11 protein-coding genes are annotated in these 13,248 nt (G+C 64.7%); 6 read left to right on the top strand and 5 right to left on the bottom strand.

From position 1 onward, the window contains the following. Positions 1-32: 32 nt before the first annotated feature. The 4 genes from KSAC_RS06095 to KSAC_RS06080 all read left to right on the top strand — a co-directional run bounded on the left by KSAC_RS06095 (position 33) and on the right by KSAC_RS06080 (position 3,580). A complete protein-coding gene (locus KSAC_RS06095; protein ID WP_102323190.1) occupies positions 33-335 on the top strand; it encodes a CsbD family protein in 303 nt (100 codons plus the stop codon). Between the two features lie 157 nt (positions 336-492). Next, positions 493-1,146, top strand: a complete 654-nt coding sequence (locus tag KSAC_RS06090; protein ID WP_165927291.1) for a ribonuclease HII — start codon at positions 493-495, stop codon at positions 1,144-1,146. A gap of 7 nt (positions 1,147-1,153) precedes the next feature. Then, positions 1,154-2,257: a site-specific DNA-methyltransferase gene (locus KSAC_RS06085; protein WP_110546546.1), complete on the top strand. Its 1,104-nt coding sequence runs from the start codon at positions 1,154-1,156 to the stop codon at positions 2,255-2,257. A 45-nt stretch (positions 2,258-2,302) separates the two neighbouring features. Beyond that, complete coding sequence (locus KSAC_RS06080; protein ID WP_132304731.1) at positions 2,303-3,580, top strand: DNA adenine methylase; 1,278 nt, start codon at positions 2,303-2,305, stop codon at positions 3,578-3,580. 138 nt (positions 3,581-3,718) lie between these two features. Here the strand turns inward: KSAC_RS06080 and KSAC_RS06075 are convergent, their stop codons facing one another. The 5 genes from KSAC_RS06075 to KSAC_RS06055 form a co-directional block, all read right to left on the bottom strand. Further along, a complete protein-coding gene (locus tag KSAC_RS06075; protein ID WP_102323193.1) occupies positions 3,719-4,309 on the bottom strand; it encodes a hypothetical protein in 591 nt (196 codons plus the stop codon). Between the two features lie 114 nt (positions 4,310-4,423). Then, positions 4,424-6,568: a VWA domain-containing protein gene (locus tag KSAC_RS06070; protein WP_132304729.1), complete on the bottom strand. Its 2,145-nt coding sequence runs from the start codon at positions 6,566-6,568 to the stop codon at positions 4,424-4,426. Next, complete coding sequence (locus KSAC_RS06065; RefSeq protein WP_132304727.1) at positions 6,565-9,291, bottom strand: DUF4159 domain-containing protein; 2,727 nt, start codon at positions 9,289-9,291, stop codon at positions 6,565-6,567. The genes KSAC_RS06070 and KSAC_RS06065 overlap by 4 nt, the downstream gene beginning before the upstream one ends. Next, the gene (locus tag KSAC_RS06060) at positions 9,288-10,289 is read right to left on the bottom strand and encodes a DUF58 domain-containing protein (protein WP_132304725.1); all 1,002 of its coding nucleotides are present in this window, start codon (positions 10,287-10,289) and stop codon (positions 9,288-9,290) included. The genes KSAC_RS06065 and KSAC_RS06060 overlap by 4 nt, the downstream gene beginning before the upstream one ends. Positions 10,290-10,291: 2 nt before the next feature. Next, positions 10,292-11,344, bottom strand: a complete 1,053-nt coding sequence (locus tag KSAC_RS06055) for an AAA family ATPase (RefSeq protein WP_110546533.1) — start codon at positions 11,342-11,344, stop codon at positions 10,292-10,294. A gap of 94 nt (positions 11,345-11,438) precedes the next feature. Here KSAC_RS06055 and KSAC_RS06050 point away from each other — a divergent pair, with 94 nt between their 5' ends. After that, positions 11,439-12,014, top strand: a complete 576-nt coding sequence (locus KSAC_RS06050; protein ID WP_102323198.1) for a DUF1285 domain-containing protein — start codon at positions 11,439-11,441, stop codon at positions 12,012-12,014. Further along, positions 12,011-13,234 (top strand): CCA tRNA nucleotidyltransferase, encoded by a 1,224-nt coding sequence (locus KSAC_RS06045; protein ID WP_132304723.1) that lies wholly within the window; start codon positions 12,011-12,013, stop codon positions 13,232-13,234. Before KSAC_RS06050 ends, KSAC_RS06045 begins: the two co-directional genes overlap by 4 nt. Positions 13,235-13,248 lie beyond the last annotated feature (14 nt).

Raw genomic sequence — 13,248 nt, 5'->3', positions numbered from 1 at the left:
ATTGGGCCGGGCCATTTATTGGAGTGTAAATTATGTCGGAAGACAAACCGAATACTGTCGAAACCAAGGCGTCGGGCGTTGTGGAAGAAGGTGTCGGTCGGCTGAAGGATGCCGCGGGCGGCCTGACGGGCGATATGGGGCTTCAGGCCGAAGGCAAGGTCGATCAGCTCGCGGGCATGGCCCGGCAGGAATTTGCCGACCTGTACGAAGAAAATGAAGGCCGCGTGGAGCGCGCCGTGACCTTCGTGCGGGAGCGTCCGCTGTTTTCGCTGGGTATCGCGGCGGCTGTCGGTACCGTTCTGGGCTTTCTTTTCTTCCCCCGTCGCAAGGGCTGAAACCGCCCCGAGTCGTTTTTTTTCATTTTAAGGGACTCGATGAGTCCACAGCATCTTGCGCAACCCCACATAAAAATGGTTTCCATCCTTTCAGAACGGAAATCGGATGCGAATCGGGCACTTACAGTCCGATTCGCATTCGGGCGGGAAGGAATGGATGCCGGATTACACGCTTGAGGATGCGCATGGGGGGCTGGTCGCCGGGGTGGACGAGGTCGGTCGCGGCCCGCTGGCCGGCCCCGTTGTCGCGGCGGCGGTAATATTCTCCTCCGGTGTTCCCGACGTGCTGGCCGAGCGGCTTGACGATTCAAAAAAGCTCCGGCCCGCCATGCGGCAGAAGCTATACGATATCCTCCATGCCACGCCCGACGCCCTGATCGGAGTGGGGGCCGCCTCTGTCGCCGAAATCGAACAGCATAACATCCTGCGCGCTTCATGGATCGCCATGCAGCGTGCCGTCATGCGCCTGCCGCGCCAGCCCGAACTGGTGCTGGTCGATGGAAACGCCGCACCCGCCTTCGGGTGTCCGGCGCAATGCGTCGTGGGCGGGGATGCGATCAGCCTGTCCATCTCGGCCGCGTCCGTCGTGGCCAAGGTTGTTCGTGACCGGTTGATGACACGGCTTGCACGGCGCTGGCCCAGCTATGGCTGGGACTGCAACGCGGGCTATGGCACGGCCATCCACCGCGCGGCCCTGATGGCCGATGGCGTCAGCCCGCATCACCGTGCGGCGTTCGGTACGGTGCGCCGCATTGTGCAGGCATCCGTTTCCCCTTTTTCACACCCTAGCGCGGAGCAGCCATCATGCTGAACAATTCATGAGCGGTGCGGTTATGATGGAATTGCCCCTGGATCAGGTGCTGCGGGGGGACTGTGTCGAGATGATGCAGACGCTTCCGGCCGGTTCGATCGACTGCGTGTTCGCTGATCCGCCCTATAACCTTCAGTTGCGTGGCGAACTGCGCCGTCCCGACGATAGCGTGGTCGATGGCGTGGATGACGACTGGGACAAGTTTACCGACCTGCAGGCGTATGATGCCTTCACCCGCGCGTGGCTGACCGAAGCCCGGCGCGTGCTGCGCAAGGATGGCACGATATGGGTGATCGGGTCGTACCATAACATTTTCCGCATCGGCGCGATTTTGCAGGATCTGGGATTCTGGATCCTCAATGACGTGATCTGGCGTAAATCCAATCCCATGCCCAATTTCCGTGGCCGGCGCTTTACCAATGCGCATGAAACGCTGATCTGGGCCGCGCGTGGTCCCGACAGCCGTTACCGATTCAATTATCAGGCCATGAAGGCGCTGAATGATGATGTGCAGATGCGTTCGGACTGGTACCTGCCGCTGTGCACGGGTGGGGAACGGCTGCGTAATGAACATGGGCTGAAGCTGCATCCGACCCAGAAGCCCGAAAGCCTGCTGCATCGCGTGCTGGTCGCCTCGACCAATGTGGATGATGTGGTGCTTGACCCCTTTACCGGCACGGGCACCACCACGGCCATGGCGCGCAGGCTGCGGCGGCGCTTTATCGGGATCGAACGGCATCCCGACTATGCTGAAGCCGCAATCGGTCGTGCGCGGCGTGAAAAACCCGTGCCGCTGGACAGTGTCCTGACCACGCCTGCGCGGCGTGAAAGTCCGCGCGTGCCCTTTGGCCTGCTGGTTGAACGCGGTATGGTGCCGGCGGGTACCGTGCTTATGGACCGGCAGAAGCGGGTGCGGGCCACGGTCTCGCCCGATGGCACGCTGGTCAGCGGGCATAACCGGGGTTCGATCCATAAAATGGGTGCGACGTTGACGAATGCGCCGTCATGCAATGGATGGACCTTCTGGTATTTTGAGCGTGAAGGCGAACTGGTACAGCTTGACGAATTGCGGGGCGAAATCCGGGCGGAGCAGGCAGCCGTCGCATCCTGAACAGGGGTGGCGACCTGTGGCCACGATGTTACAGGGGAACATGGCATGACCGTGTCGCCCGGCGCCGCCGGGCCGCGTGATGCGTCGCCCGCCGAATGGAACGCGGCGCGGCATTCCGCCCTTGTGACGGATGATTACCTGTTCAGCCAGATCATCCCCTATATCGGCAACAAGCGTAAACTGCTGGGTCTGATCGCGCAGGCCATCGCCGCAACCGGGGAAATACCGCAGCAGGCGGATTTTGTGGACCTGTTTGCGGGTACGGGTGTTGTCTCCCGTCTGGCCAAAAGCCTTGGGTTCCGTGTCCTGACCAATGACTGGGAACCCTATAGCGAATACCTGAATCTCTGCCATATCGGCATGCAGTCAGCCCCCCGCTTTCATGGTGGCCGCGATTATGCTGATGTTATTGCCGGACTTAATGCCCTGCCTGCAACGGAAGGGTGGGTAACACGGCATTTATGTCCTGATGACGACGTGCATTACGATACGGCGCGCGACAGGATGTTCTACATGCGCAAGAACGGCATGCGCATTGACGCGATCCGTAACCAGATCGCGCAATGGGACCATGCGGGACTGCTGGATGCCGGGCAGAAAGCCTGCCTGCTGGCTCCGTTATTGTACAGTGCCAGTTACAACAGTAATACCAGCGGACTGTTCAAGGGATTCCACCATGGCTGGGGTGGCCGGACGGGTACCGCACTGTATCGTATCGCTGCTGATCTGTGCCTGCGCCCGGCCTGTTTCATGGATAACGGGCGCGATAACCGCGTGCTGCGCATGGATGCGCAGGCGCTGGCCGCAGAACTGCGCGGGCAGGTGGCGGATGCGGCGATCGCGTATGTGGACCCGCCCTATAACCAGCACCCTTATGGCGCGAATTACCATGTGCTCAATACCATAGCCTTATGGGACCAGCCGGAACTTGCCCCCAAGATCACGGGACGGAACAAGGCAGGGATCAGGCAGGACTGGCGCACGGCACGGCGCAGTCCCTACAACTACCGGGGGCAGGCGCTGGATGCGTATCGACAGCTTCTGCGCACACTCGATACCCGCTGGATTGCCACCAGTTACAGCACGGACGGCTTCATTCCCCTGACCGACATGCTCCGCGCCAATTGTGAGCGGGGTGATGTTCAGGTGTTTACCCGTAGCTACAAGCGTTACCGGGTCAGCAGCCAGCGCCAGTCACCGCGTCCGATGACAGTCGAATTCATCCTTCTGACCCATACCCGGCGTAACGCCACGCGCACGCCTGACGAAATCATGCACGAAATCACCAGGATTGAGGCCAGTCTGGATAACCCTTCGGCCTGATAAGGGGCAGGGAGCCGCCGTATCGGGCAAACCTTTTCCTGGCGGACCGGGCTTTATGCCCACAAGACCGCTGTGCCCTGCCATGTGGCGCGCCACATGCGCCCGTTACGTTATACCCTGAACGGAGGGGCAGACGTACTAGCTGCCACCAAAACCCAAGAATCCGATGGAAGGCTGGGCATGCCCGCCTGACGCATCGTAACGACGGTCTACCGTGGTGGGCGCATGGCGGGGCATGGTCAGGGGCGGCCCATCGTCTTCCCCACCTGCATCATTGCTGTCCGTGAAACGGGGGTCGGAATCCGAGAAGGTGCGCATGGACAGCAGCAGGAAGGTGATGTCATTGCGGTTCAGATCGATCGACATATCCAGCGGCGTCTGTCCCAGCACGTTATGGCCGGTCATGTCCGCGCCCCGGTTCAGGGCTTCCTTGGCAGCACCCAGACTGCCACGGTTGATGGCGTCGAACAGCGCATCCGTCGGGTTCATGTCCGAATTGGCGTGGCCGTGTTCTTCCTCACGCGATTCAGCACCGGGCAGCGCCGCCGGCGGGGCGGCGGCTTTTGCGGCGCGTCGGGCTTCGGATTTCTTGGCCGCGTCAGCGGCTTCGGCCTCGGCTTCCGCGTCGTCGGCATCCTGTGCGTAAGCGGCGTGAAGCGGCATGTGCAGCACGGGCAGGCCCGCAAACAGGGCGGCGACAAGAAGATATATACCGGATCTGGAAATCATGTCCTGTCCCGAGAGTGAGCGTCTGGGCCGCCGCGCGGTGTTCCCGCACGGAACCAGACAGAATTGCTCATTAGCGCAAAATGATGGCGGATGCGATATGTAATCATCTTTCCGTCATGAACGGCTTTCCCGCCACCATGCCATAAGCAGCATGGCGATAACGAACAGCCCCACGGCCCATGCGGGCAGGATGGTACGGGCCTGCTGGCCCGATATGCTGTGCGCATTGCGCGCGGGAAAGGCGAAGCGATCGGCGCTTGATGTAACTTTCCCGCCGACCATTACCATCTGTGGTAGCGACGTCTGATCCGCATTATCGCCCAGCCAGTGTACACCCCCGCCCGTTGCCGCCGCCATGGGGGCAAGGATGGAGGCCGTGGCCCGCAGGTCGGCGAATTCGACCGGGTCTTCCGCGCGTGGCGCGGCGAAAGCCTCATGGCCCGCATCATCACGAACGGTCCAGATCCCGTCCTGCTGCGCGGGCAGGCGGGCACGCGCCAGACCCGTGGTGCCCGCAGGTTCCAGTGTGATGGACTGTGTCCTGCCATCGGGGGCCGTGACATGGACGACCGGCGGCGGGCCGGAGGTGATCGAACGCCGGGTAATGGTCATCTGGCCTGCGGATATGCCAGCTTCAAGCTGGTTTTCCTCCAGCTCCGGTTCCTTCATCAGCCAGTGGGAAATCCGGCGCAGCAGTTCCGACTGCGGGCCGCCACCCCCTTCGCCATGCGACCACAGCCATGCCTGATCGGACAGCAGGAACGCGACACGTCCCTTGCCCGCATGATCCAGCACCAGCAGGGGCTGCCGGTCCGGCCCGGTCATAAGGACTTCGCCACTGGCGGAATCCGTGCGCAGGCTGCGGTACCATGGTCCCCATCCCGGCTGCGTCTCGGCATGTTCGGGGGCGCCGGGCAGGCCGGATGTTACGGGATGGCGCATGCCGGTTTCGGTCAGGTCGGGCCGGAAACGGCGTACGGTCATGCCCTCGTCGGGTGCGACATGGGCGGGCAGGATATCGGACAGGGGGGTGTTCTGTAGCGAACCGGGGGTCAGGAATTCCGGCCCGCCAATCAGCAGCAGCCCGCCACCGGCGCGGATGTGCCGGACGATATTGCGCAGATAGGCTTCGGGCAGGATGCCCCGGTTTTCAAACCCGTCAAGAATGATGAGGTCAAACTGGTCGATCTTCTGCTGGAACAGTTCTTCCACCGGGAAGGCGATCAGCGCCAGATCGGACAGCGGCGTCCCGTCATCGCGGTCAGGCGGCCGCAGGATGGTGAAATGCACCAGATCGACCGAAGGATCGGCCTTCAGCAGTCGCCGCCATACCCGTTCCCCCTGATTCGGGGTGCCCGATACCAGCAGGACGCGCAGCCGGTCGCGCACGCCATTGATGCGGATGACATCATGGTTGTTGCGTGTCGAGACCTCGCCGGGCAGTTCGGGGGCGGACAGGCCCACCAGCATTTCACCCGGATGGGTAACAGGCAGGGTGATGTCCTGCGGCTGGCCGATCCGTACGGGGCGGGAGAATGTCGTGCCGTCCCCCTGCGTCAGCGTAAGCTGCGTGGTCGCGCCGGGGGTGGGACTGGCGCCCTGATCGTCAATCTCGACGCGGATGGTCACGTCCTTGCCTACAATGGCGAAAGGCGGGGCCTGCAGCACGCGCAGGTGACGGTCGGTTTCCTCGCCCTTCGCGGTCAGCAGCACATGCAGCGGCAGGACCGTGCGGTGGCCATGCCCGTCATCGGGGTTGAGCATGTCGGGCAGGCTGGCAGGGACATCATGATCCTCGCCATCCGTAATCAGCACGGCACCCGCAAGGCGGGAGGGCGGGATGTCCGCCGCCGCCTGCTGCAATGCCCCGAACAGGCGCGTGCCGCCATGCTGTGCTTCCCGCAGGGTTACGATACGGGGCACCAGTCCCGGCACGCGGTTCATTTCGGCCTGCACGCGCTCGGCCGCGTTGCGGGCCATGTCGCCACGCCCGCGTTCGGACATGGATGCCGACTGGTCCACGACGATCAGTGCGGTTTCCGGCAGCGGATGCCATGTTTCCGTGATGCGCTGGGGATTATACAGCCACGTGATGACGGCAATGGCCGCCAGCAACCGCCATATACTGCCGCGCACGCGGCGTATCATGCCGGCAGCGGCCAGCAGCATGACCCCCACCAGCAGCAGATCAAGACACCACGGCGCCACCAGCGGGCTGAAAGTCATCATATGGCGGGACAGATCGGGCATTCCCATCATTCCCCCAGCCGTTTCAGCAGCGCGGGCACATGCACCTGATCGGCCTTGTAGTTACCCGTCAGCGCGTAAATGACGGCATTGACCCCGAACCGGTAGGCCATGACCCGCTGGCTGGCCCCATCTGGCACCGGGGCGTAGGGGTTGTTGCCACCTTCATCCACGGCCCAGGCATGCGCCCAGTCATTGCTACCGATAATGACGGGACTGACGCCATCATTGGTGCTGTCGCCTTCCTGCGCCACCCATACGGGCATGCCATCGTAGCGCCCGGGGAAGTCGTGCAGCAGGTAGAAGGTGTGGGCCAGCACATGATGACTGTCGAGGCGCATGAGCGGCGGCACGTCCAGACCCGCCGTCATCCGGCGCAGTGCTGCCGCCGTGCCGGGGGCCGAACCGGTAAAGCCGCTGGCGTTGTCCGGTGCCGTGGCCGGGTCCTGACCCTGCGTATCGATCATCAGGATGCCGCCATGGCGCATGTAGGTATTCAGTGCTGCCGTGCGCGCGGGCGTGGTGCTGGCACTGGCCGTGACGGGCCAGTAGATCAGCGGATAGTAAGACAGGTCATCATGTTCCGGCACCACGCCGTCCGGGTGGCCCAGCACGGCGGAAGTGCGGGCGTTGACGTAGTCGGACAGGCCCTGCAGCCCCTCTCTGGACACGGTATCGATCTCGCTGTCGCCTGTCGTGATATAGGCCAGCCGGGTTTCCAGCGCGGCGGCGGGCACATCGGGCGGAATGTCCGCCGCATGGGCCGGTCCATGCAGCATGCAGCCCCCCAGCAGCAATGCCGCCATGGACCGCCGTGCCAGCCTGCGCCCGCGCTGGTGTATCGTGATGGCCCCGTCAATCAGCAGCAGCACGGTCGCCAGCACCATAAGTAGCGGCCCGATGGCGATGTCGGGCACCTGTCCGCGCAGGTCGGATACGGTTCCGATGGGTCCTTCGGCCACCATGGGTGGGGCCATGTCGCCGGGGTTGAGCGCGCGGCGGCTGTTGCGCGGCCCGTAAAGTCCGGGCGGATGCTCGGGGGAGGGTACGGTCCGGCCAAATGCGTCGGCCCGCACCGCCTGTACGCCCGCGGGCGGGGAAACCAGCGCACCATCACCATCCAGCACCATATAGGGGGCAAGCAGCGTTGCCCCTGCCGGGGTTTCGATACCTGAAGCCTGATCGATCAGGTGTTGCAGCATGCCAACGAACAGGCCCGACAGCGGCAGGTTCGACCATTCCGCCGTGCTGGTGACGTGGAACAGCACGACCTGTCCCGCCCCCAGCGCGGCATGGGTAACGAGTGGCGTGCCATCCGTCAGCCGCGCCCAGCTATGGTTGTCCAGATCGGTGGAAGGCTGTGCCAGAACCTGACGCGAGACGGTGACATCGGCGGGAATATCAAGGTCATGAAACGGGGACGACGCCGGGAAGGGCGCAAGGGCTTCCGGTCTGCTCCATGACATGGTGCCGCCCAGCACGCGTTCGCCGCCCATAAGCGGCACCGGCAGCAGCGCATCCGGGCCTGAAGGGGCGTGGTCGGGCGTATCCGTTCCCTGAATCAGCAGCGGTCCGGCAAAGCGGATCAGCGTGCCACCCGCGCGCACCCATGCTTCAACTTTCCTGCGGCTGTCGGGATTGCCCAGCGTGCCATCGGGCGCGATGATGACCGATAACGGGCGTGAAAGCAGGGTATCCAGATCGCCTTCACGCAGTTCGGCACTCGGCTGCAATGCGCGGCGAAGATAGAACAGGCTGCCCATGAGCGGCGTATCCGAAGCGGAACTGGCGATCAGCCCCACCGGGCGCTGGCGTTCGCGCTCATCCAGCAGGCGGATGCCCGCAGGCCCCGCCACGCCGTCCAGCGAAAGATGATCGATCTTGCCGCGCATTTCGGCGGGCAGGTCGGGCTTTACATCCACATGGTCCGCGCCCGCTGGCATGCTGACGGGTAGCAGCCCGAGCGTGCCGCCGGTCGGGGTTTCAAGGCGAAGCTGCCAGTTGCGCGGGAAGGCGCGCGGCACGGCGCGGATGCGGGTGGCAAGGCTGCTGTCCCCGCCGGATGGCGCCAGCAGCGTGATGTCCGAATTCGGTAGCTGTATTTCATGCACCGGACCGATCCGCGAAAGTGCGGTGGCGAAACCGGCATCGGCGGAAGTCGCCAGTCCATCGGCGATATACAGGACGGGACCATGCCAGTTCTGCTGTGCAAGCTGTTCCAGTGCGTGTATCGCGGCCACGCGGTCTACTGGCCATGAACGTGGCAGCATGGGATCAATGATCCCCCGCAGCACGGCGGCCTGCCGGGCGGGTTGCACGGCGGGCGTATCAAGCGCATCGCTGCGCGCGGTCAGCAGCAGGCGAACGGTATGCCTGGTACGGGCCAGATGATCGAGCATGCCATCCAGCGCGCGGAGACGCTGCGGCCATGTGGAGGCTGCAGCCCAGCCGTTATCGAGCACGATCAGGCAGTCTGCATCTGCCATGCCGGTCTGTCCGCGCGGAAAGATGGGCTGAGCCAGCCCAAGAACCAGCAGCAGCACCGCAAGACAGCGCAACAGAAGCCGCCATAACGGGGCGGAGGTCGCATCCGGCGGCGATGAATCAAGCTGCGCCAGCAGCCGGACGGGCGGAAAGGACTGGGATCTGGGCGCGGGTGGCAGCGCATGCAGCAGCCACCACACTACAGGCAGGGCGACAAGGCCCAGCAACATCCACGGCGCAAGCAGGATCATGGCCTGTTGCCCCCCATGCCCAGCAGCGCGTGCAGCGCCAGCAGCGCCTTTTCAGGCGGCTGGTCGGTCATATAGGGCACCGGCAGGCTGCCCGCCGCCTGACACAGGCCGCGCAGCCGTTCCTGATGACGTTTCCATACCGCTGCATAACCCTGGCGCAGTTCCGGGCCGCCGGTCAGCAGCAGGGCCGATTCCTCCTCCAGTCCGGTAAAGCGGACATGGCCTTCATAGGGCAGGGTCGTCTCCGCCGGGTCGATGATTTCCACCAGCGTGCCAATTGCCTGCCGGGCGGTCAGCGCGCGCAGGAATGTCGTGAACAGGGCTGGGGGATACAGCCCGTCGCCAAACAGCAGCACGCGGCTGCGGGGGGGGATTGCGGCAGGCTGCGGCAGGGTGGCCTCATCCGCCGCCCGGCGGAGGGATGCGATCAGGCCATGCGCCATCTGTTCCAGTGCATGCCGTCCCTGCAGCCGCAGGGGCGGGCCGCCACCCGTATCGAGCAGCCGGATATGTTCGCCCCGTCGCAGCAGCATGGCGGCGCCGGCCAGCGCCAGAACGAAGGCGCTTTCGGCCTTGAGTGGCAGCGCGTCATCCGAATGCCACCGCATGGAGGCGCTGTTATCGCACCACAGGCAGATGGTGTGCGGGGTCTGGGCCTCACGCTCACGCACGAAAGCCCTGTCGCCCCGCGCGGACTGCCGCCAGTCGATATGGGTGCTGGGTTCACCGGGTGCTGCGGGCCGGTACTGCCAGAATTCGTCCCCCTGTCCGGCCTTGCGGCGCGGATGGGCGCCCTGACCGGTATTTTCCGCAATGCGGCGGGCGGTCACGATCAGCGCGGGCAGCCTGCTGGCCAGTGAATCGGCCAGCGCCGTGGCGGACACCGCATTGCGGGGCAGGAACGTCCCGCCCGTCGCATCCGGCGCTGGCGCGGGCCGTCCGGTAGCCTGCCGGGCGCGACGTGACAGGCGTGAGAGGAAGGACAGGGGAGCAGGCAAGGTCAGCCGATCCGCCCGACCAGCGTATCGACCAGTCCCGACAGGCTGGTATTTTCCGCCCGCGCGGTAAAGGACAGGGCCATGCGGTGGACAAGGATGGGATGCGCCAGCGCCGCCACATCCGCAATGGTGGGGGAAAGCCGCCCGTCCAGCAGGGCGCGCGCACGGGTGGCCAGCATCAGGGCCTGTGCGGCGCGGGGGCCGGGACCCCATGCCACGGCTTCGCGTATCACGGGATCATCGGTGGTTTCGGGGCGGGCGGAGCGGACAAGGCGCACGATCGCATCCACGACCTGTTCGCCCACCGGCAGGGCGCGGACCAGCCCCTGCGCGTGCAGCACGTCGGCTGCACCCAGCACCGGACTGGCGGTGGCGGTGGTGGTGCCCGTGGTGGCCAGCAGCATGGCGCGTTCGGCCTGAATGTCCGGGAAATCGAGCGTGACCTGCATCATGAAACGGTCAAGCTGGGCTTCGGGCAGGGGGTAGGTGCCTTCCTGCTCGATCGGGTTCTGGGTCGCCAGCACATGGAAGGGACGCGGCAGCAGGTGGTTGGTCCCGGCAATCGCGACCTCGCGCTCCTGCATCGCCTGCAGCAGGGCGGACTGGGTGCGGGGGCTGGCGCGGTTGATTTCATCGGCCATGAGCAACTGGCAGAACACCGGCCCCGCCACGAAACGGAAGCTGCGGCGGCCACTTTCATCCTCATCAAGGATTTCGCTACCCAGAATATCCGACGGCATGAGGTCGGGCGTGAACTGCACGCGTCGCGCATCCATGCCCATCACACGGCCCAGCGTCGTGACCAGCAGCGTCTTGCCCAGTCCCGGCGCACCGACCAGCAGCGCATGGCCACCCGCCAGGATGCTGGTCAGCACAAGCTCGATCACCCGGTCCTGACCAAGGATGACACGGCCCAGTTCCGTACGCGCCTGCTTGAGGCGGCCGGCCATGGCTTCGGCCTGCGCGGCGATCTGTTCGCCGGTCAGGGCAGTGGAAAATGTCATGCCCGCCTGCGGCGCTGCATGGAGGGGCGAATTATCATCCATGGTCATCATTCCAACAGTCTGACAGGTCCGGGGGTTTCATCAAGCCGGTGTTGATCCCTATATCAAGTCAAGCAGCTTCCATAGTGTCGGGTTAACGCAATTGATGGACGATTTCGAGGCTGGAGAGATCCAGCCGCATCCAAACCTGCAGTCGGCGACCACATGTGGCGCGCTGCCTTTTCTGATCCAGCGGGACGGGACATGGCTGTACCGGGGCAGCCCGATCCGCCGCAAACCGATGGTGTGCCTGTTCGCATCCACCCTGCGCCGCGATGCGCAGGGCGGCTACCGGTTACAGACACCGGTGGAACAGGGCACGATAGAGGTGGAGGACGCACCCTTCGTCGCAACCGAACTGGAATGGCATGGCTGCGGGCGCGGGCAGGTGCTGTCGTTTCGCACCAATGTCGATCAGGTGATCTGTGCCGGGCCGTCACATCCGATTCGCTGCGACTGGGACGTGCCGTGCGAAAGCTGCGGCACCGGGCCGGTACCCTACATCCATGTGCGTGACGGGGACGGGGCATTGCCTGTCGAAGCCCGCATCGCCCGTCCCGTCTATTACGAACTGGCGGCGCTGGCGGTGGCAGGACATCACCGGGGCGTGCCCTGTCTGGGGGTATGGAGCCAGAATGTCTTCTTCCCCCTGTCGGCCATGCCGGCTGAAGGCTGTTCATGACGGTAGATAGCCCGCTTGTCCGCCTGCGTCGTGACATGCCCGATGTGGCGCGGCAACTGGATACGCTATGGGCCATCGTGCCCGATGCGCGGCTGGTGGGTGGGGCTGTGCGCGATCTTCTGTGCGGGCGGACGGCGACGGACATGGATCTGGCTTCCCCCCACGCGCCGGAGGAGGTGATGGAACGCCTTGGCCATGCCGGGATCAAGGTGGTGCCGACGGGCCTTGCCCACGGAACGGTGACGGCGGTTCTGGATGGCCGTCCGTTCGAGATCACGACCCTGCGCCGCGATGAGGAAACCGACGGTCGCCACGCCACCGTCGCATGGACCCATGACTGGCGCGAGGACGCGGCACGACGCGATTTCACCATCAACGCCATGTCATGCGACCGGGCAGGCGTGGTGCATGATGCTTTCAATGGTCAGGCCGACCTTGCGGCGGGATGTGTGCGGTTTGTAGGCGATGCCCGCCAGCGCATTATCGAGGATGCCCTGCGTATCCTGCGCTTTTTCCGCTTTCAGGCCCGTTATGGCCGGGGCAGGCCGGATGCGGCGGCCATGGCGGCCATCACCGATCTGGCTGCCCTGATCGACCGTCTTTCGGTCGAGCGCGTCTGGTCGGAACTGCGGCGTATCCTTGTCGGCCCCAATGTCATGGAAACGCTGGAACAGATGCAGGCCAGCGGCGTGCTGGACCATGTCCTGCCAGAAGGCTGCGACATGGTGCGCGTGGGCAGGCTGCTGGCCTGTGGCGCGCCAGCGGATGCGGTGCTGCGTCTTGCGGCCCTTGTAGCAGGCGATGTGCGCGCCGTGGCCCGGCGGCTGAAACTGTCACGTGCCGATGGGACGGCGCTGGCGCAGACACGCGGGGATGCCGTGCCATTGCCCGGCATGGATGCGGGCACGCTTGCCCGCCTGCTGGCCGACCATGCCCTGCGTGACCTGCTGTGGCGCACATGGCTGTGTCAGGCCGACCGGATCGGGCAGCCCGACATGCAGTGGGATGCGCTGCGCCACCGGCTGGAAAAAATGCCACGTCCGGTCTTTCCCCTGACCGGACGTGATCTTGTGGCGGCAGGCTGCGCGCCCGGCGTGGGAGTGGGGCAGGCGCTGGCGGAAATGCGCCAGTGGTGGCTGGATAAAGGGTGCGTTGCGGATCATGCCGCCTGCCTGCGGCATATGCATGACGTCCTGCGGCAGGTCGGACATAATTTGTAACCGTATGTCGCGGC

Source organism: Komagataeibacter saccharivorans (assembly GCF_004348195.1).
GTDB lineage: Bacteria > Pseudomonadota > Alphaproteobacteria > Acetobacterales > Acetobacteraceae > Komagataeibacter > Komagataeibacter saccharivorans.
This window is presented reverse-complemented; position numbering and strand designations above follow the sequence as displayed.

Coding starts and splice junctions, on each gene's coding strand:
- KSAC_RS06045 (WP_132304723.1), top strand. CDS start 12,011: ATGACGGTAGATAGCCCGCTTGTCCGCCTGCGTCGTGACATGCCCGAT.
- KSAC_RS06050 (WP_102323198.1), top strand. CDS start 11,439: ATGGACGATTTCGAGGCTGGAGAGATCCAGCCGCATCCAAACCTGCAG.
- KSAC_RS06075 (WP_102323193.1), bottom strand. CDS start 4,309: ATGATTTCCAGATCCGGTATATATCTTCTTGTCGCCGCCCTGTTTGCG.
- KSAC_RS06065 (WP_132304727.1), bottom strand. CDS start 9,291: ATGATCCTGCTTGCGCCGTGGATGTTGCTGGGCCTTGTCGCCCTGCCT.
- KSAC_RS06095 (WP_102323190.1), top strand. CDS start 33: ATGTCGGAAGACAAACCGAATACTGTCGAAACCAAGGCGTCGGGCGTT.
- KSAC_RS06055 (WP_110546533.1), bottom strand. CDS start 11,344: ATGATGACCATGGATGATAATTCGCCCCTCCATGCAGCGCCGCAGGCG.
- KSAC_RS06070 (WP_132304729.1), bottom strand. CDS start 6,568: ATGATGGGAATGCCCGATCTGTCCCGCCATATGATGACTTTCAGCCCG.
- KSAC_RS06090 (WP_165927291.1), top strand. CDS start 493: ATGCCGGATTACACGCTTGAGGATGCGCATGGGGGGCTGGTCGCCGGG.
- KSAC_RS06085 (WP_110546546.1), top strand. CDS start 1,154: ATGAGCGGTGCGGTTATGATGGAATTGCCCCTGGATCAGGTGCTGCGG.
- KSAC_RS06080 (WP_132304731.1), top strand. CDS start 2,303: ATGACCGTGTCGCCCGGCGCCGCCGGGCCGCGTGATGCGTCGCCCGCC.